A 19,224-nucleotide genomic window follows, 5' to 3' on the forward strand; every position below is an offset into this window, starting at 1 on the left:
CCATCCGGGCGCAGGGATCCAGGCATTTCGGGCTCGCGCCGAGGGCGGGGGTGCGCGATAGCGTGGCTCTCATGACGTCGGACGGCTCCCCGGTCTCGCACCGCACCACCGCACTCCTTCATGACGGGAGCACGATCCCCGTCGAGGTCACGGGGACGGGGCCTGCCGTCCTGCTCCCGGTCGACCCGGTCCCGGCAACGGGCGCGCAGGCCGACGAGCTCCGGACGTGGGGGGTCGATCCTGCGCTCGGCCGGACCCTCGTCGACGCCCTCTCCCCCACGTTCCGCGTGGTCGCGGCCGACTACGAGGGTCACCGCATGGCTCACCCGGCGCCGGGCTCGTTGACCCCGGAGAACGTCGCGGCAGACCTGCTCGCGATCGCCGACGCCACGGGCGCAGCGACCTTCGCGTACTACGGGTACTCGTGGCTCGCACTGAGCGGCCTCCAGCTCGCGCTGCGCACGGACCGTCTGACGGCCTTGGCCATGGGCGGCTTCCCGCCCCTCGACGGCCCGTACGCGGGCATGCTCGCGGTCACGCGCGCGACGCACGCCCTGACGACCGCCTCTCCCGCGGCGACTACCGCGCCCGCGGCCAGCCCGACGGCGCAGCGCGAGGCGAGCGACGCCGTCGGGCAGGAGGAGCGTGCGCGGGAGACGGACGTCGCACCCGGTGCAGGGGGCGACGCGGCGACGGGCCCCGAGGACTTCGACTGGGAAGCGTTCGACATGACGCTCGGCGAGGACCAGACGCGCCAGTTCGTGACGCTGTACGAGGCGCTCGAGGGGTTCGACGACCGAGCGGCGTCGGCCGGGGTGACCTGCCCGCGCCTCGCGTTCGCCGGGTCGGCCGACGAGATCGACTACGGGGAGAGGTGGGGCGGGGTGCACGTGAGCATCGGGGGCGCGCTCGCCGCGCACGCCGACGGGCTGCGCGCCGTGGGCTGGGACGTGCGCCTGCTCGACGGGCTCGACCACACCCGGGCCATGCAGCCGGGCGCCGTGCTGCCCGTGCTGGGCCCCTGGCTGGCCTCCGTGCTCACCGGGGAATGAGGAGCGGCCCCCGGATCACAGGATCCAGGGGCCGCACCTCGCTGCTCGGAGCCGGTCCGCAGGTCAGTAGACCGTGAGGCCCTTCGCCCGGAACTGGTCGCGCACGCGCTCGACCAGCTCGACGTCGGGCGCCGGGGTGTCGTTGAGCTCGTACTCGCGCCCGAGCGTCTCCCACTTGTCCCGGCCCATCTGGTGGAAGGGCAGGACCTCGACCCGGGTGACCGTGCCGGGCCGGATCTCGTTGAGCGAGGCCGCGTAGTCCGCGACGACGTCGACGTGCTCGGCCTGGTCGGTCAGGCCCGGGACCAGCACGTACCGGATCCAGACCTCGACGGGACGCTCGGCCGTGACGCCGCCGGGCAGGCCCGACTCGGCCAGGCGCCGACCGAACTTCAGGGTCGGGTCCAGGGCACGGCCCGTGACCTTCTCGTACGTCGCGGCGTCGCCGGACTTGACGTCGAGGAGCACCAGGTCGGTGTCCGCGAGCATCTCGTCGCTCAGGTTCGCCCCGAGGAAGCCCGAGGTGTCGAGCGTGGTGTGCACGCCCATCTCCTTGGCGCCCCGCAGGATGCGCGCGGCGAACGCGGGCTGCATGAGCACCTCACCGCCCGAGAGGGTCAGACCGCCCTTGGTGGCGCGGAAGACCGGCAGGTACCGCTTGATGCGGGCCAGGAGCTCGTCGGCCGTGACCGGCTCCCCGTCCTTCATCTGCAGGGTGTCGGGGTTGTGGCAGTACAGGCACCGCAGCGGGCACCCGTTGAGGAAGACGGTCAGGCGCGTGCCCGGCCCGTCCACCGCGGTCACGAGCTCCCAGGAGTGCACGGAGCCGAGCTCGCCCGAGCGCATCATCGCGAGCTTGTCGTGCCTGTCGAGGTCCTCGGCCGTCGAGAGGCCGGAGACCCCGGCCCCCGTCCGGCGGCGGGGGGCCTCCGGTGCGTCCAGGTCGCTGTCGTGACCCAGGCCGTCACCGGAGGTCCGCCACGGCAGCGGAGCCGAGGCGACCCCGTCGACCCCGTAGCGGGCGGCGGCACGCGCGGGCACCTGGCCTGCTGCGGGCGTCGAGAGAGTCGTCATGATGGTTCCGCCGTTCTGCGCTCAGAGAGCGCCGTGGAAGGTCCGCGAGAGGACGTCGAGCTGCTGCTCGCGGGTGAGCCGCACGAAGTTCACGGCGTACCCGGAGACACGGATCGTGAGCTGAGGGTAGTTCTCGGGGTGCTCCATGGCGTCCTCGAGAGTCTCCTTCACCAGCACGTTGACGTTCATGTGGTAGCCGTCGCCACCGACCGACGCGTCGAGCAGACCCGCGAGGTTCGCGACCTGCTCGTCCCGCGTGCGACCCAGGCCGCTCGGGACGACCGTGTTGGTCAGCGAGATGCCGTCCTGCGCCTCGTTGTACGGCAGCTTCGCGACCGACAGGGCCGAGGCGAGCATGCCGTGCGTGTCGCGCCCGTTCATCGGGTTGGCACCCGGCGAGAAGGGCTCGCCCGCGCGGCGACCGTCGGGCGTGTTGCCCGTGGCCTTGCCGTAGACGACGTTCGACGTGATGGTCAGGACGGACTGCGTCGGCAGGGCGTCGCGGTACATCTTGTGCGAACGGATCTTCGTCATGAACGACTCGACGAGCTCGACCGCGATCGCGTCGACGCGGTCGTCGTCGTTGCCGTAGGCCGGGTAGTCGCCCTCGGTCACGTAGTCGACCACGATGCCGCGCTCGTCGAACACGGGCGTGACCGTCGCGTACTTGATGGCCGACAGGGAGTCGGCGGCGACCGCGAGACCCGCGATGCCGCAGGCCATGGTCCGCAGGACCTCCTTGTCGTGGAGGGCCATCTCGAGACGCTCGTAGGCGTACTTGTCGTGCGACCAGTGGATGCAGTTGAGCGCCTCGACGTAGGTCTCGGCGAGCCAGTCCATGGTCTTGTCGAAGCGGGCGCGGACGTCGTCGTAGTCGAGGGGCTGGCCCTGGGGCACGGGGGCGACGACCGGGGAGACCTGCTTGCCCGTGACCTCGTCCTTGCCGCCGTTGATGGCGTACAGGAGGGTCTTGGCGAGGTTCACGCGGGCACCGAAGAACTGCATCTGCTTGCCGACCGCCATGGGCGAGACGCAGCACGCGATCGCGGCGTCGTCACCCCAGGCCGGACGGATCTGCTCGTCCGACTCGTACTGGACGGCCGAGGTGTCGATCGAGACCTTGGCGCAGAAGTCCTTGAACCCCTGCGGCAGGCGCGGGCTCCAGAAGACCGTCATGTTGGGCTCGGGGGCCGGGCCCAGGTTGTACAGCGTCTGCAGGAAGCGGAACGAGTTCTTCGTGACGAGCGGACGACCGTCGTCGCCCATGCCGCCGATGGTCTCGGTGACCCACGTCGGGTCGCCCGAGAACAGGGAGTCGTACTCCGGGGTGCGCAGGAAGCGCACGATCCGCAGCTTGATCACGAAGTCGTCGATGATCTCCTGAGCCTGCTCCTCGGTGATGACACCGGCGGCGAGGTCGCGCTCGAGGTACACGTCGAGGAAGGTCGAGGTGCGGCCCAGCGACATCGCGGCGCCGTTCTGCTCCTTGACCGCGGCGAGATAGCCGAAGTAGAGCCACTGGACGGCCTCGCGGGCGTTGGTGGCCGGGCCGGAGATGTCGTAGCCGTAGGAGGCGGCCATCTGCTTGAGCTCGCCCAGCGCACGGATCTGCTCCGCGTGCTCCTCGCGCTCGCGCACGATCTTCTCGCTGAACGGCTGGGTGTCGAGGTCCAGCTTGTCGAGCTTCTTGGCGGCGACGAGCTGGTCGACGCCGTAGAGCGCGACGCGACGGTAGTCACCGATGATGCGGCCGCGGCCGTAGGCGTCGGGCAGGCCCGTGATGATGTGCGAGCTGCGTGCTGCGCGGACGTTGGGCGGGTAGATGTCGAAGACGCCCTGGTTGTGGGTCTTGCGGTACTCGCTGAAGACCTTCTTGAGCTCCTGGTCGACCGGGTAGCCGTAGGTCTCGAGCGCGCCCTCGACCATGCGCCATCCGCCGTTGGGCATGATCGCACGCTTGAGCGGGGCGTCGGTCTGGAGGCCGACGATGACCTCGGAGTCCTTGTCGATGTAACCGGGCGCGTGCGCCGTGATGCCGGCGGGCGTGTGCGGGTCGACGTCGTAGATGCCCTTCTCGCGCTCGGCGGGGAACATCTCGGAGAGCTTGGCCCAGATGCCGGTCGTGCGCTCCGTGGGTCCGGCGAGGAAGGAGTCGTCACCCTCGTACGGGGTGTAGTTGCGCTGGATGAAGTCGCGCACGTCGACCGTGTCCTGCCAGGGACCTGCGGTGAAGCCGGCCCATGCGGGGACGGTCGCGTCGTCCTGGCCGCCAGTGGTGCTGCGAGCCTCGGAAATGCTGGTCATATCACTCTCCTCGACGTCCACGCCGCGCTGCCTGCGCGGCGGGGGTAAAGACCTTGGTCGACGCGGGAAATCCGTGCCGTCCTGCCGTTCTCCTTCGCCCTTTCAGGCTACGACCCGCAGAGGGTGTCGGCGTGGCAAAGACGCTGTCACCTGGCTCACAGGCCGCGGTACCGAAACACGGTCCGACGTCTCGAGAATGGCGGAATTCCAACCCTTCTACGACTTTCAACATGCATCTAAGCGACTTCATTCCACCTTGTGACGGTCTTCACATGACCTTTTCGTGGGAGTCTTTAGACCCCTTCTTCGGGACCAAGGTCCCTTGCGGGACGACCGGCGATCCGCATCTCTCCCCGTTCCACCGAAAAGCCTCACCCTACGGGCGACGGCGCACCCGTGCACCTACGGCGCGGTCCGCGCGGTGGCGAGCCCGCCGGGCACGCCAGATGCCGCCCGTCACGGCCCGGGACCGGGTCCGGGGCCGCGACGAGCGGCATCTCCAGGCGAGCTGTCCGACACGCCTCGACCCCTCTATGCACGGGGCGACCACCTCACCGCTCGCCCCGAGCGCCCAACGCCGCGCTCCGCCGTCGGGCGCCACGAGAACGGGGTGCGGCGGCCGCCCGACGCGCTCCCTGCGTGCGAAGCGCGCACCAGGCGTGTGAGACTGCCTCGATGCGAACCATGGGAGTCGAGGAGGAGTTCCTCCTCGTCGGTCCCGACGGCATCCCCACCGCCGTCGCGACCGAGGTCATCGAGTCGTCCGGCACCACCGAGGTCACCGAGGGAGGGCTCGGTGCGTCGGGCGGCTCACGCCCGGACCGGCCCGACGACGCGCCCGGCGGCGACCTCGAGCTCGAGCTCATGGAGGAGCAGCTCGAGACCGGCACGCACCCCTGCGCGGACCTGTCCGACCTCGCCCAGGAGATCCGCGACGGGCGCATCCGGGCCAACAAGGCCGCCGAGCAGCGCGACGCGCGCATCGTGGCGCTCGGCACGTCGCCCGTGCCCGTCTCCCCCACGACCGTGGGGAAGCTGCGCTACCTCGAGGCGCGCGCCGCGTTCGGCCTCACGGCGCGTGAGCAGCTCACGGGCGGCTGCCACGTGCACGTCTCGGTCTCCTCGGACACCGAGGGCGTCGCGGTCCTCGACCGCATCGGCCCCTGGCTCGCCCCGCTCCTCGCACTGAGCGCCAACTCGCCGTACTGGCAGGGCGAGGACAGCGGGTACGCGAGCTTCCGGTCCCAGGTGTGGTCGCGGTGGCCGACGGCGGGTCCCGCCCCGTCGTTCGGCACGCCCGAGGCGTACCGCGCCACGGTCGACGCCCTGGTCGCCACGGGCACGATCCTGGACACCGCGATGATCTACTTCGACGCCCGGCTGTCCGCGTCCTACCCGACCGTCGAGATCCGCGTCGCGGACGTGTGCCTCGACGCCGACACCGCGACCCTCCTCGCGGCCCTGGCCCGCGGGCTCGTCGAGACCGCGGCGCGCGAGGCCGACGCCGGCACCTCCGCGCCCATGCTCCACCCCGAGCTCCTGCGCACCGCCTCCTGGCGGGCCGGTCGATCCGGGATCTCGGGCGACCTCGTCTCACCGCTCACCTGGAGGCCCGCGACCGCGCACGACGTCGTGGGCCAGCTCGTGACGCACGTGCGCGAGGCGCTCGTCGACGCGGGCGACCTCGACGCCGTGACCGACCTGCTCGGGAGGCTGTGGTCGACCGGCGGCGGCGCCGGACGTCAGCGGACGTGGTACGCGGGCTCGGGCGACCTGCGCGCCGTGGTCGAGCGCGCCGCGCAGGCGACGCTGGCCTGAGGCCCCTGCCCACGCACGAGGGGCGCGGACCGTGCGGTCCGCGCCCCTCGTGCCTCCCCCGACCTCGCGGGGGTCAGAGCAGCGCGAGCGCCGTGAGCGCGTCGCGCGTGACGTCCTGCGCCGTGAGGCGGTGCGTGGCCTTGACCTGGTCGATCGACATGTGGTCGAGGAAGACCGTCGGCAGCCCCAGGGGGACGACCGGCACCGTGACCCCGGCCTCGACCGCACGCTGCCCCAGGAGCGAGCCCACGCCGCCGTCGGCCAGGCCGTCCTCGATCGTGACCACCAGATCGTGCTCGCCCGTGAGCTTCACGAGCGCCGAGGGCATGGGCAGGACCCAGGTGGGCGACACGACCGTGACGTCGACCCCGTGCGCCGCGAGCGCCTCACCGGCCGCCATCGCGGTGCCGGTCATGGACCCGACACCCACGAGGAGCACCTTCCGGGTCGTGGCGCCCGACCCGGCGGACTTCTTGGCCGGCACGGCGTCGTGGCGCGCGACGACGTCGACGCCGTCGAGGGTCTCGATCGCGGGGATCGGCTCGACGACCGCCCCCTTGGGGTAGCGCACGACCGACGGCGCGTCGTCGATGTCGACCGCGTGGCGCAGGGCGTCGCGCAGCGTCGGCTCGTCGCGCGGCGCGGCCAGGTGCAGGCCCGGCACGATGCGCAGCATGGCCATGTCCCACATGCCGTTGTGGCTCGCGCCGTCCTCGCCCGTGATGCCGGCACGGTCCAGGACGAACGTGACGCCCGCCTTGTGCAGCGCCACGTCCATGAGGACCTGGTCGAACGCACGGTTGAGGAAGGTCGCGTAGACCGCGACGACCGGGTGCAGTCCCGCGAAGGCCATGCCCGCGGCCGAGGTCGCGGCGTGCTGCTCGGCGATGCCGACGTCGAACGTGCGCTCGGGGAACGCCTCGGCGAACGGCGCGAGGCCCACGGGGTGCAACATGGCCGCGGTGATCGCGACGACGTCGGGGCGGCGGCGCCCGATCCTGACGATCTCGTCGGCGAAGACCGAGGTCCACCCGAAGCGCGAGGGCGCGACGGGCAGCCCGGTCTCGGGGTGGATCTGGCCCACCGCGTGGAAGCGGTCGGCGACGTCCTGCTCGGCCGGGGTGTACCCGCGGCCCTTCTCGGTGATGACGTGCACGATCACGGGCGCGCCGTACGAGCGGGCCCGGACGAACGCGTGCTCGAGCGCCTCGATGTCGTGGCCGTCGACCGGGCCGATGTACTTGATGCCCAGGTCCTCGAACATGCCCTGGGGTGCGACGACGTCCTTGAGGCCCTTCTTGAGCCCGTGGAGCCACTCGTACGCGAAGCGACCGGGCGCTCCCGAGCGCGAGAGCGTGCGCTTGCCCCAGTCGAGGAAGTTCTCGTACCCGCGCGTGGTGCGCAGGGTCGACAGGTGGTGCGCCATGCCGCCGATGGTCGGCGAGTAGGAGCGGCCGTTGTCGTTGACGACGATGACCAGGCGGCGGTCCTGGCTCTCGGCGATGTTGTTGAGCGCCTCCCAGGCCATGCCGCCCGTGAGCGCGCCGTCGCCGATGACCGAGACGACGTGCCGGTCGCGCAGGCCGCGGACCACGTTGGCCTTGGCGATCCCGTCGCCCCAGCTCAGCGCGGTCGACGCGTGCGAGTTCTCGACGATGTCGTGAGGAGACTCGGCGCGGCTCGGGTACCCCGACATGCCGTCGCGCTTGCGCAGCGCGGAGAAGTCCTGGCGGCCCGTGAGCAGCTTGTGCACGTACGACTGGTGGCCCGTGTCGAACACGAACGAGTCCTTGGGCGAGTCGAAGACCCGGTGCATCGCGAGCGTCAGCTCGACGACGCCGAGGTTCGGCCCGAGGTGCCCGCCCGTGCGGGAGACGGCGGACACGAGGAACTCGCGGATCTCCGCGGCGAGGGTCTCCACCTGCTGGGGGGTCAGTCGCCGAAGGTCCTCCGGGGACGTGATGCTGCTCAACAGGGTCATAACCGCTCCGTTCCGCCTGCCATTCGACTAGCCCGACAACTCTAGGCCGTCAGGCGGGGTGCTCGCGCCCGGAAAGGGCTGGTCACGACCTCTGCACGTGCTGGGCACCCGATCCGCCCGCCCCCTCGCGAATCCCTCCGTAGACTGCTGTGGTGCGCTTCCTGCCGGGCCAGCGGCCCACCACCGACCTGACCTACGGCGACGTGTTCCTCGTCCCGTCCCGCTCCGAGATCACGTCGCGCTTCGACGTCGACCTGTCGTCCGACGACGGCACGGGCACCACGATCCCGCTCGTCGTGGCGAACATGACGGCGGTCGCGGGTCGGCGCATGGCCGAGACGGTCGCGCGGCGCGGCGGGATCGTCGTGATCCCGCAGGACGTGCCGACCGACGTGGTCGCGGACGTGATCGCCGACGTCAAGAGCAAGGACCCGGTCATCGAGACCCCGGTCGTGGTCTCCCCCACGGACACGGTGCACACCGCCCTGACGCTCATCGGCAAGCGGTCGCACGGTGCGGCGGTGGTCCTCGAGGGCGACCGCCCCGTCGGCGTCGTCACCGAGGCCGACTGCCTCGGCGTGGACCGCTTCACGCAGGTCCGCCAGGTCATGTCCGCCCAGCCGCAGGTCGTCGAGGCGTCCGTGGTCACGGGCGCCGGCGGCCTCGAGGCCGCGTTCGACGAGCTCCACCGCTCGCGCCGCAAGGTCGCACCGGTCGTGCGCGACGGGCGGCTCGTGGGCGTCCTGACGCGTCGCGGCGCGCTGCGGTCGAGCGTCTACTCCCCCGCCCTGGACGACGCGGGCCGGCTGCGGATCGCCGCGGCCGTCGGCATCAACGGCGACGTCAAGGCCAAGGCCGCCGAGCTCCTCGCCGCAGGCGCCGACGTCCTCGTGGTCGACACGGCCCACGGCCACCAGGTCAAGATGCTCCAGGCCCTCGAGGCCGTGCGCTCGCTCGACCCGCAGGTCCCGATCGTGGCGGGCAACGTCGTGACGGCCGAGGGCGTGCGCGACCTCGTGGCCGCGGGTGCGGACATCGTCAAGGTCGGGGTCGGCCCGGGCGCAATGTGCACGACCCGCATGATGACGGCCGTTGGCCGCCCGCAGTTCTCCGCGGTCCTCGAGTGCGCCGAGGCCGCGCGCGAGCTGGGCAAGCACGTGTGGGCCGACGGCGGGGTGCGCCACCCGCGCGACGTCGCCCTGGCCCTCGCGGCGGGCGCGTCCCAGGTCATGATCGGGTCCTGGTTCGCGGGGACGCACGAGTCCCCGGGCGACCTGCACGACGACGGCACGGGCCGCCTCTACAAGGAGTCCTTCGGCATGGCCTCGGCTCGGGCCGTCGCAGCGCGCACCGCGGGCGGCTCGCCGTTCCAGCAGGCCCGCAAGGGGCTGTACGAGGAGGGCATCTCGTCCTCGCGCATGTACCTCGACCCGGCCCGCCCGGGCGTCGAGGACCTGATCGACGAGATCACCTCGGGGCTGCGGAGCTCGTGCACGTACGCGGGGGCGGACTCGCTCACGTCGTTCGCCGAGCGCGCCGTGGTCGGCATCCAGTCGGCTGCCGGGTACGAGGAGGGGCGCCCGCTGCCCGCGGGCTGGTGACGGTGCCCCCGTCCGCGAGGTCGGCCCGCGCCGACCTCGCGGCCCTCGCCCGGGACGGCGCACCGTGGCCGCGCCCGTGGCGCTACGCGATCGGCACGCTCGACGAGTCGCGCGTGCGGGCGGCCGCGGTCCTGGTCCTGTTCGGGGTGCTCGACGACGTCGCGGCGGCTCGTGACACGCCCGGACCGGGCGCGGCGCCGCTCCCGGTCGCGGCGGACCTCGACGTGCTGCTGCTCGCCCGGGCCTCGACGCTGAGCCACCACCCGGGGCAGGTCTCGTTCCCCGGGGGGCGGCTCGACGACACGGACGCGGACCTGGTCGACGCCGCCCTGCGCGAGGCCGTCGAGGAGACCGGGCTCGACCGGGACGGGGTCGAGGTCCTGGGGACCTTGTCCCCGCTCCCCCTGCCCGTGAGCAACCATCTCGTGACACCTGTCCTGGGATGGTGGGCGCGGCCCACACCCGTCGCGGTGGTCGACTCGGCCGAGTCGGCGCACGTCTTCCGGGTCCCCGTGGCCGACCTGACGGATCCCGCGAACCGGCGCACCGCCGTCGTGCGCCGGGGGCGGGACACGCACAGGAGCCCGGCCTTCCTGGTGTCCGCGGACGGGCGCGAGCACCTCGTGTGGGGCTTCACGGGCGCGATCCTGGACGCGCTCCTGGACCGGCTGGGCTGGGCCGAGCCGTGGGACCGGGGCCGCACCGTCGAGGTGCCGCTCTAGTGGCGCTCCGGCCCCCTGCCGAGGTCGACGTCACGACCGACCTCGTGCGGTCCCTGCTCGCCGCGCAGCACCCCGACCTGGCCGACCTGCCCCTGGAGGTCGTCGCGAACGGCTGGGACAACGTCGTGCTGCGCCTGGGCGAGGACCTGGCCGTGCGGGTCCCGCGCCGCGAGGCCGCCGCGGAGCTCGTGCGCCACGAGCAGGAGTGGCTGCCGGGCCTCGCGGCGCACCTTCCCGTCCCGGTGCCGACCCCGGTCCGCGTCGGGCTCCCCTCCGACGGTTCCGCGGGTCCGGCCTTCCCCTGGTCGTGGAGCGTCGTCCCGTGGTTCGACGGGTTGAGCGCCCTCGCGGTCGACCGCGCGCTGCGCCGCACGCTCGCGCGCGACCTCGCCGCCTTCCTCGCGGCCCTGCACGTCCCCGCCCCGCCCGAGGCGCCCGTCAACCCGTTCCGCGGCGTCCCCCTGGCCGCGCGTGACGAGTCGGTCCGCGAGCGCCTCACGTCGGGCCAGGTGCCCGACGACGGCGCTCTCCTCGCGCTGTGGAGCCGACTCGTCGAGGTCCCCGCCTGGGACGGTCCGGCGCTGTGGCTGCACGGCGACCTGCACCCGGCGAACCTGGTGCTCGCGCCCGGCGGCCACCGGCTCGGCGCGGTGGTCGACTTCGGGGACATGACGAGCGGTGACCCCGCCACCGACCTCGCGACCGCCTGGATCACGTTCGACGCCGCGGGTCGTCGCACGTTCCGCGAGGCCGTGACGGCCCGCTGCGGCACCGACCACGCGACGTGGGAGCGGGCCCGCGCCTGGGCCCTGGTCCTGGGCACGGCGTTCGCAGCGCACTCCGACGACGACCCGGCGTTCGCGGACCTCGGCGCGCACACCCTCGCGCAGGTGCTCGGCGACGGCTGAGGAGGCCGGCCCGGGCGCTCGGCGCCCTGCCGCGAGATACTGGCTCGCATGGCCACGGACAACAAGACCCGCCCGCACGACGGCGACGTGGACGCGTTCCTCGCGACCGTGACCCACAGGGTCCGCCGCCGCGACGCGGACACGCTCGTCGCGCTCATGCAGCGCGTCACGGGAGAGCCGCCCGTGATGTGGGGGCCGTCGATCATCGGGTTCGGCCAGTACCACTACGAGTACGCGAGCGGACGCCAGGGCGACGCGGGGGCGGCCGGGTTCTCACCGCGCAAGGCCGCGTCCACGGTGTACCTGCCCGACGGCACGGCCGCGCACCAGGAGCTGCTGGATCGCCTCGGCCCGCACACCTCGAGCCTCGTGTGCGTGTACCTCAAGGACCTGTCGACGAACGACCTCGACGTCCTGGAGGAGATCGTGCGCCGCTCGTACGCGGCCGTGACCGCAGGAACGTTCACGCAGCGGGCACGCGAGTCCTAGCCGGTCGGCCCCGAGGCACCGGGCACGTCGCCACGGCGCCGCGCGCGGGCCCCGAGCCTCCACGCGGCCACGGGGCAGGCCAGCGCCGCCACGAGGATCGCTGCCGTCGCCGCGAGCACCGGGAGCGTCGACCCGCCAGGAGCAGACAGCGCCGACGACACCTCGCTCGCCCCGATCGACGCAGCCGCCACCAGCAGGAGCGCCGACCCGACCGCTGCGGGCAGCGTCCGCCACGGCTGGGACCAGCGCACCGCACCGGAGACGGCCCCGCCGACCGCAGCCAGCAGGAACAGGAACGCGATGCCCGCGGTGCCCGTCAGTCCCAGGTGCACGTCCTGGTCGGCCGCCTGCGCCACGAGCCTCATCCCGACGCGGGCGAGCCCCGCCGTCACGACCGTGACCAGGACGACGGCGACGACGATCCTTCCCACCATCTCGACCTCCTCGCGACACCGGCCCTCGGCAGGAGCTCTCGACGGCGTCGCCCTCCTCTCACGAGGGCCGAGCACGCACGCGTGATGCACGACGACGGGGCGCCCCACCTCGGAAGGTGGGACGCCCCGTCGTCATGCGTCCTGCGCGGGGTGCGCGGCGCCGTCGGGCAGCCGGGAAGAATCCCGGGCCCGGCGACGCCGCCCCCGCGACGGAGCCTCGTCAGTCGTTGACGAGCGAGCGCAGCACGTACTGCAGGATGCCGCCGTTGCGGTAGTAGTCGGCCTCTCCGGGGGTGTCGATGCGCACCACGGCGTGGAACTCGACCGACGTGCCGTCGGCCTTGGTCGCGGTGACCTTGACCGTGGACGGCGTGGCGCCCTCGTTGAGGACCGTGACGCCCGAGATGTCGAACGTCTCGGTCCCGTCCAGTCCCAGCGAGCCCGCGGACTCCCCGGCCGGGAACTGCAGGGGCAGGACGCCCATGCCGATCAGGTTCGAGCGGTGGATGCGCTCGAAGCTCTCGGTGATGACGGCCTTGACGCCCAGGAGCGCGGTGCCCTTCGCGGCCCAGTCGCGCGACGACCCGGAGCCGTACTCCTTGCCACCCAGGATGACGAGCGGCGTGCCGGCCGCGGCGTAGTCCTGTGCGGCGTCGTAGATCGTGTCCTGAGCGTTCTTCACGAAGTTGAACGTGAAGCCGCCCTCGACGTTGTCGAGGAGCTGGTTGCGCAGACGGATGTTCGCGAACGTGCCACGGATCATGACCTCGTGGTTCCCGCGGCGCGAGCCGTAGGAGTTGAAGTCGCGACGCTCGACGCCATGCTCGGCCAGGTACACGCCGGCCGGCGAGTCCGCCTTGATGGACCCGGCAGGGCTGATGTGGTCGGTCGTGACCGAGTCGCCCAGCTTCGCCAGCACGCGGGCGCCCGAGATGTCGGTGACCGGCGACGGCTGCGCCGACATGCCCTCGAAGTACGGGGGCTTGCGCACGTAGGTGGACTGCTGGTCCCACTCGAACGTGTTGCCCTCGGGGGTCGACAGGGCGCGCCAGCGCTCGTCACCCGTGAAGACGTCCGCGTAGTCCTTGGTGAACATCGCGCGGTCGATCGAGGAGTCGATCGTCGCCTGGACCTCTTCCGGCGTGGGCCAGATGTCGCGCAGGAAGATCGGCGAGCCGTCCTCGTTGCGACCCAGCGGGTCGTGCTCGAAGTCGAACTCCATGGTGCCTGCGAGGGCGTACGCGATGACCAGCGGCGGGGAGGCCAGGTAGTTCATCTTCACGTCGGGGTTGATGCGCCCCTCGAAGTTGCGGTTGCCCGAGAGCACCGAGACGACCGACAGGTCGTGCTCGTTGACGGCCTCGGAGACCTTCTCGTCGAGCGGGCCCGAGTTACCGATGCAGGTCGCGCAGCCGTAGCCCACGAGGTGGAAGCCGAGCTTCTCGAGGTAGGGCCACAGGCCCGCCTTCTCGTAGTAGTTCGTGACGACCTGCGAGCCCGGTGCCATGGAGGTCTTGACCCACGGCTTGGCCTCCAGGCCCTTCTCGACGGCCTTCTTCGCGAGCAGCGCCGCGGCGAGCATCACGGACGGGTTCGACGTGTTGGTGCACGACGTGATCGAGGCGATCGCGACCGCGCCGTGGAACAGGTCGAACTGCTTGCCGTTGGTGTCCGTGACAGGCACGGTGCGGCGGCCGTTGGCGTGGACCGCGGGCGAGTCGGAGGCCGGGAAGGACTCCTTCTCGGCCTCGTCGACCACGTCGATGACCTCGGGGGCGTAGGTCGGCAGGTCGCGCGCGAACGCCGACTTGGCGTTCGACAGCTCGATGCGGTCCTGCGGGCGCTTGGGGCCGGCGATCGAGGGGACGACCGTCGAGAGGTCGAGCTCGAGGTACTCGGAGAAGACCGGCTCGACGTAGCTCGGGTCGGTCGGGTCGAGCCAGAGGCCCTGCTCCTTGGCGTAGGCCTCGACGAGCGCGAGCTGCTCCTCGGAGCGGCCCGTCAGGCGCAGGTAGTCGACCGTGACCGAGTCGATCGGGAAGATCGCGGCGGTCGAGCCGAACTCGGGGCTCATGTTGCCGATCGTGGCGCGGTTGGCCAGCGGCACGGCCGCGACACCGGCGCCATAGAACTCGACGAACTTGCCGACGACGCCGTGCTGGCGCAGCATCTGCGTGATCGTGAGGACGACGTCGGTCGCGGTGACGCCCGAGGGGATCTGGCCGCTCAGCTTGAAGCCGACGACGCGCGGGATGAGCATCGAGACGGGCTGGCCGAGCATCGCGGCCTCGGCCTCGATGCCGCCCACGCCCCAGCCGAGCACGCCCAGGCCGTTGACCATGGTCGTGTGCGAGTCGGTGCCGACGCAGGTGTCGGGGTAGGCCCTCAAGACGTCGCCGCCGGCAGTGCTCACGGTGCGCGTCATGACCGTGCGGGCCAGGTACTCGATGTTGACCTGGTGGACGATGCCGGTGCCCGGGGGGACGACCTTGAAGTCGTCGAACGCCGTCTGGCCCCAGCGCAGGAACTGGTAGCGCTCGTGGTTGCGCTGGTACTCGAACTCGACGTTGCGCTCGAACGCGTCGCGGCGACCCGCGACGTCGATCTGCACCGAGTGGTCGATGACCATCTCGGCGGGCGCGAGCGGGTTGATGCGCGACGGGTCGCCGCCGAGGTCCGCGACGGCCTCACGCATGGTCGCGAGGTCCACGACGCAGGGGACGCCCGTGAAGTCCTGCATGATGACGCGACCCGGCGTGAACTGGATCTCGGTGTCGGGCTGCGCATCGGGGTCCCAGGCGGCGATGGCACGTACGTGGTCCGCCGTGATGTTGGCGCCGTCCTCGGTGCGCAGGAGGTTCTCCGCGAGGATCTTCAAGCTGTACGGGAGGCGCTCGGCGCCTTCTACCGCAGAGAGACGGAAGATCTCGTACGAGTTCTCACCGACCTCCAGTGTTCCCTTCGACCCGAACGTGTCGACGCTGCTCACGGTTGCTCCTTCTACCTGGCGAGGGTGATGACGACCGCCGCGGCCGGGGCACCGCGCGGGCTCTGCGGCCCGCGCCGTGCGCCCGGCACGGCAGGTCGTCGGATGACGATCAAGATGGTTCTGGGGGCTTTGCCCAGCGTACGCCGGGCCGGGCGACGCACCGAAATGTCGCCGACACACAGCATACCGCATTTATCTTGACGTCAAGATATCGACCGGCGCGTGGACGCTCCCGCGAGCCGTGGCGTGAGCACCCGGTACACGGCCTCGATCGCGACCCAGCCCACGACCACGGCGACCGCGACGACCACCGCCTCCTGCGCCGTCGGGACCTGGAGCGCGAAGAAGTCCCGCACCCACGGGACCGCGACCGCGAGCACCGCGCAGGCCGCGAGCGCCGCGATCAGCGCGACCTTCCACCCGTTGAGCGGGCGGGCCTGGATGCCCACGATCCACAACGACACCCCGACGAGCACGAGCGTCGCGGCCGAGCGCGCGTCGTCCGTGCCCACGAGCGGCCGCAGGTACCCGTGCACGGTCAGGATCACGGCCCCGATCACCACGCCCGCCGGGATCGCGAAGCTCAGCACGCGCCGCAGGAAACCTGCGAGGTAGCGCCGGTCGTTGGGCGGCAGCGCGAGGAAGAACGCGGGGACGCCGATCGTGAGCGTGCCCGCGAGCGTCATGTGCCGGGGCAGGAACGGGTAGGGCCACACGAGCAGCACGACCGCCACCGCCAGGATCGCCGCGTACGTCGTCTTGGCGAGGAACAGGCTCGCGACCCGCTCCATGTTCGCCATGACCCGGCGCCCCTGCCCCAGGACCCCGGGAAGCGTCGCGAACCGCCCGTCGACCAGCACGACGCGCGCCACGGCCTTGGTCGCGGGCGCGCCGTTGCCCATCGCGATCCCGAGGTCCGCGTCCTTGAGCGCCAGGGCGTCGTTGACGCCGTCCCCCGTCATGCCGACCACGTGGCCGCGCGACTGAAGCGCGTGCACGATCGCGCGCTTCTGCTCGGGCGTCACGCGCCCGTACACGTCGTGCACCCCGACGACCTCGGCGAGCTCGTCGGGGTCGGTCGGGAGCTCGCGCGCGTCGAGTCCCTCGACCGGGACCCCCTCGCCGTGCAGGCCGACCGAGGTCGCGATCGCCGCGACGGTGTCGGGGTTGTCGCCCGAGATGACCTTGGCCCGTGTCCCCTGGCGCCGGAAGTACTCGAGCGTCTGCGCGGCGTCGGGACGGATGCGCTCCCCCAGGACGGCGAGCAGCGCGGGGGCGAGGTCGGGCGGGAGCGGCGCCTCGGCCGTCGGGAGCCCGGTCGGGGCGCGGGCGAGCAGGACCACGCGCGCCCCCGTGCCCGCGGCCTCGCGGACCTCGGCGAGCGCGGTCGTCGCCGCCCCGTCCGAGCGCCCGGCGAGCAGGATCTCGGGAGCGCCCAGCACGAAGGCCCCCGCACCGGTCAGCACGGCGCTCCACTTGCGCGCCGAGGAGAACGGGACGGAGTCCTCCACCTCTGCGGGCAGGGTGCCGGACAGCCCGTCGGCGAGCGCCTTGGACGTGGCGTTGCCGTCCGGGTCGGCCGCGAGCGCGGCGAGCGCCTCGCGCGCGCCCTCGACGGCAGCGAGGGGGTGCAACGCGGTCAGGGCGACGTGCCCGTCCGTCAGGGTCCCGGTCTTGTCGAGGCACAGGACGTCGACGCGCGCGAGGATCTCTACCGCGGGCAGCTCCTGCACGAGGACCTTCTGGCGAGCGAGGAGCGTCGCCGCGATCGCGAAGTTGAGCGAGGTGAGCAGGACGAGCCCCTCGGGGATCATCCCGACGACGCCCGCGACCGCAGCGACGACGCCGTCACGCCACGTCCCGTCCGCGATCGACTCGCGCACGCCGCCCGTGTAGTTGAGCTGGCTCCAGAACAGCAGCAACGAGATCGGCACGATCCCGAACGAGACGACCTTGAGGATCTTGTCGACGCCCTCGCGCAGCTCCGAGCGCACGACCGAGAACTTCTTGGCCTCGGACGTGATGCGCTGCGCGTACCCCTCCTCGCCCACGCGCACGACACGGCACACCGCGGCCCCCGCGACGACCGCCGACCCGGACAGCACCTCGTCGCCCACGGCCTTGTGCACGGGGCGCGACTCCCCCGTCAGCATGGACTCGTCGACCTCGAGGCCCGTGACGTCGAGCACCACCGCGTCGGCCGGGACCTGGTCCCCCGTGCCGACGAGCAGCACGTCGTCCAGGACCACGTCGTCGAGCGCGACCTGCTCCTCGCCCCCGTCCCGCACGACCCGGGCGAAGGGCGCGGTGAGGATCGAGAGCCGGTCGAGCGTGCGCTTGGCGCGGTACTCGGTCACGATCCCGATCCCCGCGTTGACCACGACCACGAACCCGAAGACCGCGTCGGGCCACCGGCCCGTGAGGAGCACGAGCGTCACGGCGACCGCGAGGATCAGGTTGAAGAGCGTGAAGACGTTGGACCGCAGGATCGCGGCCAGCGAGCGCGACGTCGAGCGGGTCGTCCGGTTGGTCTGCCCGGCGGCCACGCGCGCCTCGACCTCGTGCGCGCTCAGCCCGGGTCCCCCGTCGTGCGGGGCGCTCACGTCGCCGGGGAGCGTCCCTGGGCCCGACGGCGGAGCGTCCGCCGGGCCCACGGGCCCGGTCGCGGACGTGTCGTCGTCGGCGAGGCTGCTCACCCCTCGATTGTGCCCGCCGGTGGGCGCACTGCCCTGTCGAGGCCGGCCGACCGGGTGCCGGGGCCGGCTGTCCGATCGCGCGCGGACGTCACAACCACCGGTGCCGCTTGAAGATCGCGTACAGCGTGAACCCCATGGCGACCATCGCGAGGATCGCGAGCGGGTACCCGTAGACCCAGTCCAGCTCGGGCATCCGCGCGAAGTTCATGCCGTAGATCGTGCCCACGAGCGTGGGCGCGAACAGGATCGCCGCCCAGGACGAGATCTTCTTGACCTCCTCGCCCTGCGCGAGGCTCGTCTCGGAGAGCCTGCGCATCTCCTCGTTCTGGTGCTGCGCGACGAGCGTGGCCTGGACCATGAGCGCGTTCTGCAGGAGCACCCGGAACGAGTCGGCCTGCTCCGCGAGGCGCAGCGAGTGGTCGAGCACGTCGCGCAGGTTGCGCTGGAGCTCGATGTCGACGCCGTACTTCTCGGAGCCGCGCTCGAGCGCCTGGAGGATGCCGACGACCGGGTGCGTGGCCCGCTGGAAGGCGATGACCTCGCGCGAGAGCTCGTAGATCCGTCGGGAGACGGCAGGGTCGCCGCTGAACAGCTGGTCCTCGATCTCGTCGATGTCGTTCTGCAGACCGGCGACCACCGGGGCGTACTCGTCGACGACCTGGTCGAGCACGGCGTAGAGGATCGCTTCCGGCCCGAGACGCAGGAGCGCGGGCGTCGCCTCCAGGCGACGGCGGACCGCCCCCACGTCCGGGGACTCGGCGTGGCGGACCGTCACGACGTAGTCGGGCCCGACGAAGACGTGCAGCTCACCGAACTCGACGCGCTCCTCGGCGTCCAGGTAGCGGGCCGGTCGCAGGACCACGAAGAGGTTGTCGTCGTAGCGCTCGAGCTTGGGCCGCTGGTGGGCCGCGATCGCGTCGTCGACCGCGAGGTGGTGCAACGAGAACTCGTCGGCGACCGCCCGGATCTCGGCCTCGCTCGGACGGTAGAGGCCGATCCACGCGAGCCCGTGCCGCTCCCGCAGCGTCTCGAACGTCTCCTCGAGGCTCGACGGGTTGGCCGTGCGCCGCCCGTCGACGTAGACCGCGTTGTCGACGATGCCCATGCTTGTCACTCCTCGGGTCGGTCGCGTCCGTCCGGTGCGCGGCGACCATCA

13 protein-coding genes are annotated in these 19,224 nt (G+C 72.0%); 6 read left to right on the forward strand and 7 right to left on the reverse strand.

Features of this window, described 5'->3' with window-relative positions; translation table 11 throughout:
* Positions 1–71 precede the first annotated feature (71 nt).
* The gene (locus ACFVQ3_RS14170; protein ID WP_387640133.1) at positions 72–1,052 is read left to right on the forward strand and encodes an alpha/beta hydrolase; all 981 of its coding nucleotides are present in this window, start codon (positions 72–74) and stop codon (positions 1,050–1,052) included.
* A 63-nt stretch (positions 1,053–1,115) separates the two neighbouring features.
* Here the strand turns inward: ACFVQ3_RS14170 and pflA are convergent, their stop codons facing one another.
* Both pflA and pflB read right to left on the reverse strand, forming a co-directional pair.
* Complete coding sequence (pflA, locus tag ACFVQ3_RS14175) at positions 1,116–2,126, reverse strand: pyruvate formate-lyase-activating protein (protein ID WP_387640135.1); 1,011 nt, start codon at positions 2,124–2,126, stop codon at positions 1,116–1,118.
* Positions 2,127–2,147: 21 nt separating this feature from the next.
* A complete protein-coding gene (gene pflB, locus ACFVQ3_RS14180) occupies positions 2,148–4,430 on the reverse strand; it encodes a formate C-acetyltransferase (protein ID WP_387640138.1) in 2,283 nt (760 codons plus the stop codon).
* Positions 4,431–5,105: 675 nt separating this feature from the next.
* Between pflB and ACFVQ3_RS14185 the strand changes: the two genes are divergently transcribed.
* Positions 5,106–6,248 (forward strand): glutamate--cysteine ligase, encoded by a 1,143-nt coding sequence (locus ACFVQ3_RS14185; protein WP_387640141.1) that lies wholly within the window; start codon positions 5,106–5,108, stop codon positions 6,246–6,248.
* Between the two features lie 73 nt (positions 6,249–6,321).
* On the opposite strand, the gene dxs is transcribed toward ACFVQ3_RS14185, so the two are convergent.
* Complete coding sequence (gene dxs / locus ACFVQ3_RS14190) at positions 6,322–8,229, reverse strand: 1-deoxy-D-xylulose-5-phosphate synthase (protein ID WP_387640143.1); 1,908 nt, start codon at positions 8,227–8,229, stop codon at positions 6,322–6,324.
* 152 nt (positions 8,230–8,381) lie between these two features.
* Between dxs and ACFVQ3_RS14195 the strand changes: the two genes are divergently transcribed.
* From ACFVQ3_RS14195 to ACFVQ3_RS14210, 4 genes are read left to right on the forward strand one after another with little or no spacing between them, the layout of a single operon-like run.
* Positions 8,382–9,830, forward strand: a complete 1,449-nt coding sequence (locus ACFVQ3_RS14195) for a GuaB1 family IMP dehydrogenase-related protein (protein ID WP_387640146.1) — start codon at positions 8,382–8,384, stop codon at positions 9,828–9,830.
* Entirely contained in the window at positions 9,827–10,552 is a 726-nt protein-coding gene (locus ACFVQ3_RS14200) for an NUDIX hydrolase (RefSeq protein ID WP_387640149.1), read from the forward strand. The genes ACFVQ3_RS14195 and ACFVQ3_RS14200 overlap by 4 nt, the downstream gene beginning before the upstream one ends.
* Complete coding sequence (locus ACFVQ3_RS14205; protein ID WP_387640152.1) at positions 10,552–11,460, forward strand: aminoglycoside phosphotransferase family protein; 909 nt, start codon at positions 10,552–10,554, stop codon at positions 11,458–11,460. The genes ACFVQ3_RS14200 and ACFVQ3_RS14205 overlap by 1 nt, the downstream gene beginning before the upstream one ends.
* A gap of 48 nt (positions 11,461–11,508) precedes the next feature.
* Entirely contained in the window at positions 11,509–11,949 is a 441-nt protein-coding gene (locus tag ACFVQ3_RS14210) for a DUF1801 domain-containing protein (protein WP_387640155.1), read from the forward strand.
* Here the strand turns inward: ACFVQ3_RS14210 and ACFVQ3_RS14215 are convergent.
* The 4 genes from ACFVQ3_RS14215 to ACFVQ3_RS14230 form a co-directional block, all read right to left on the reverse strand.
* The gene (locus ACFVQ3_RS14215) at positions 11,946–12,383 is read right to left on the reverse strand and encodes a hypothetical protein (protein ID WP_387640158.1); all 438 of its coding nucleotides are present in this window, start codon (positions 12,381–12,383) and stop codon (positions 11,946–11,948) included. The two genes, ACFVQ3_RS14210 and ACFVQ3_RS14215, sit on opposite strands and share 4 nt — an antisense overlap.
* Before the next feature lie 220 nt (positions 12,384–12,603).
* The gene (acnA, locus tag ACFVQ3_RS14220; protein WP_387640161.1) at positions 12,604–15,372 is read right to left on the reverse strand and encodes an aconitate hydratase AcnA; all 2,769 of its coding nucleotides are present in this window, start codon (positions 15,370–15,372) and stop codon (positions 12,604–12,606) included.
* A 203-nt stretch (positions 15,373–15,575) separates the two neighbouring features.
* On the reverse strand, positions 15,576–18,068 hold the full coding sequence (locus ACFVQ3_RS14225; RefSeq protein WP_387640163.1) for an HAD-IC family P-type ATPase: 2,493 nt from the start codon (positions 18,066–18,068) through the stop codon (positions 15,576–15,578).
* A gap of 88 nt (positions 18,069–18,156) precedes the next feature.
* Positions 18,157–19,173 (reverse strand): magnesium and cobalt transport protein CorA, encoded by a 1,017-nt coding sequence (locus tag ACFVQ3_RS14230; protein ID WP_387640166.1) that lies wholly within the window; start codon positions 19,171–19,173, stop codon positions 18,157–18,159.
* Between the last annotated feature and the right edge of the window lie 51 nt (positions 19,174–19,224).

The sequence above is a fragment of the Oerskovia sp. NPDC057915 genome (assembly GCF_042887685.1).
GTDB lineage: Bacteria > Actinomycetota > Actinomycetes > Actinomycetales > Cellulomonadaceae > Oerskovia.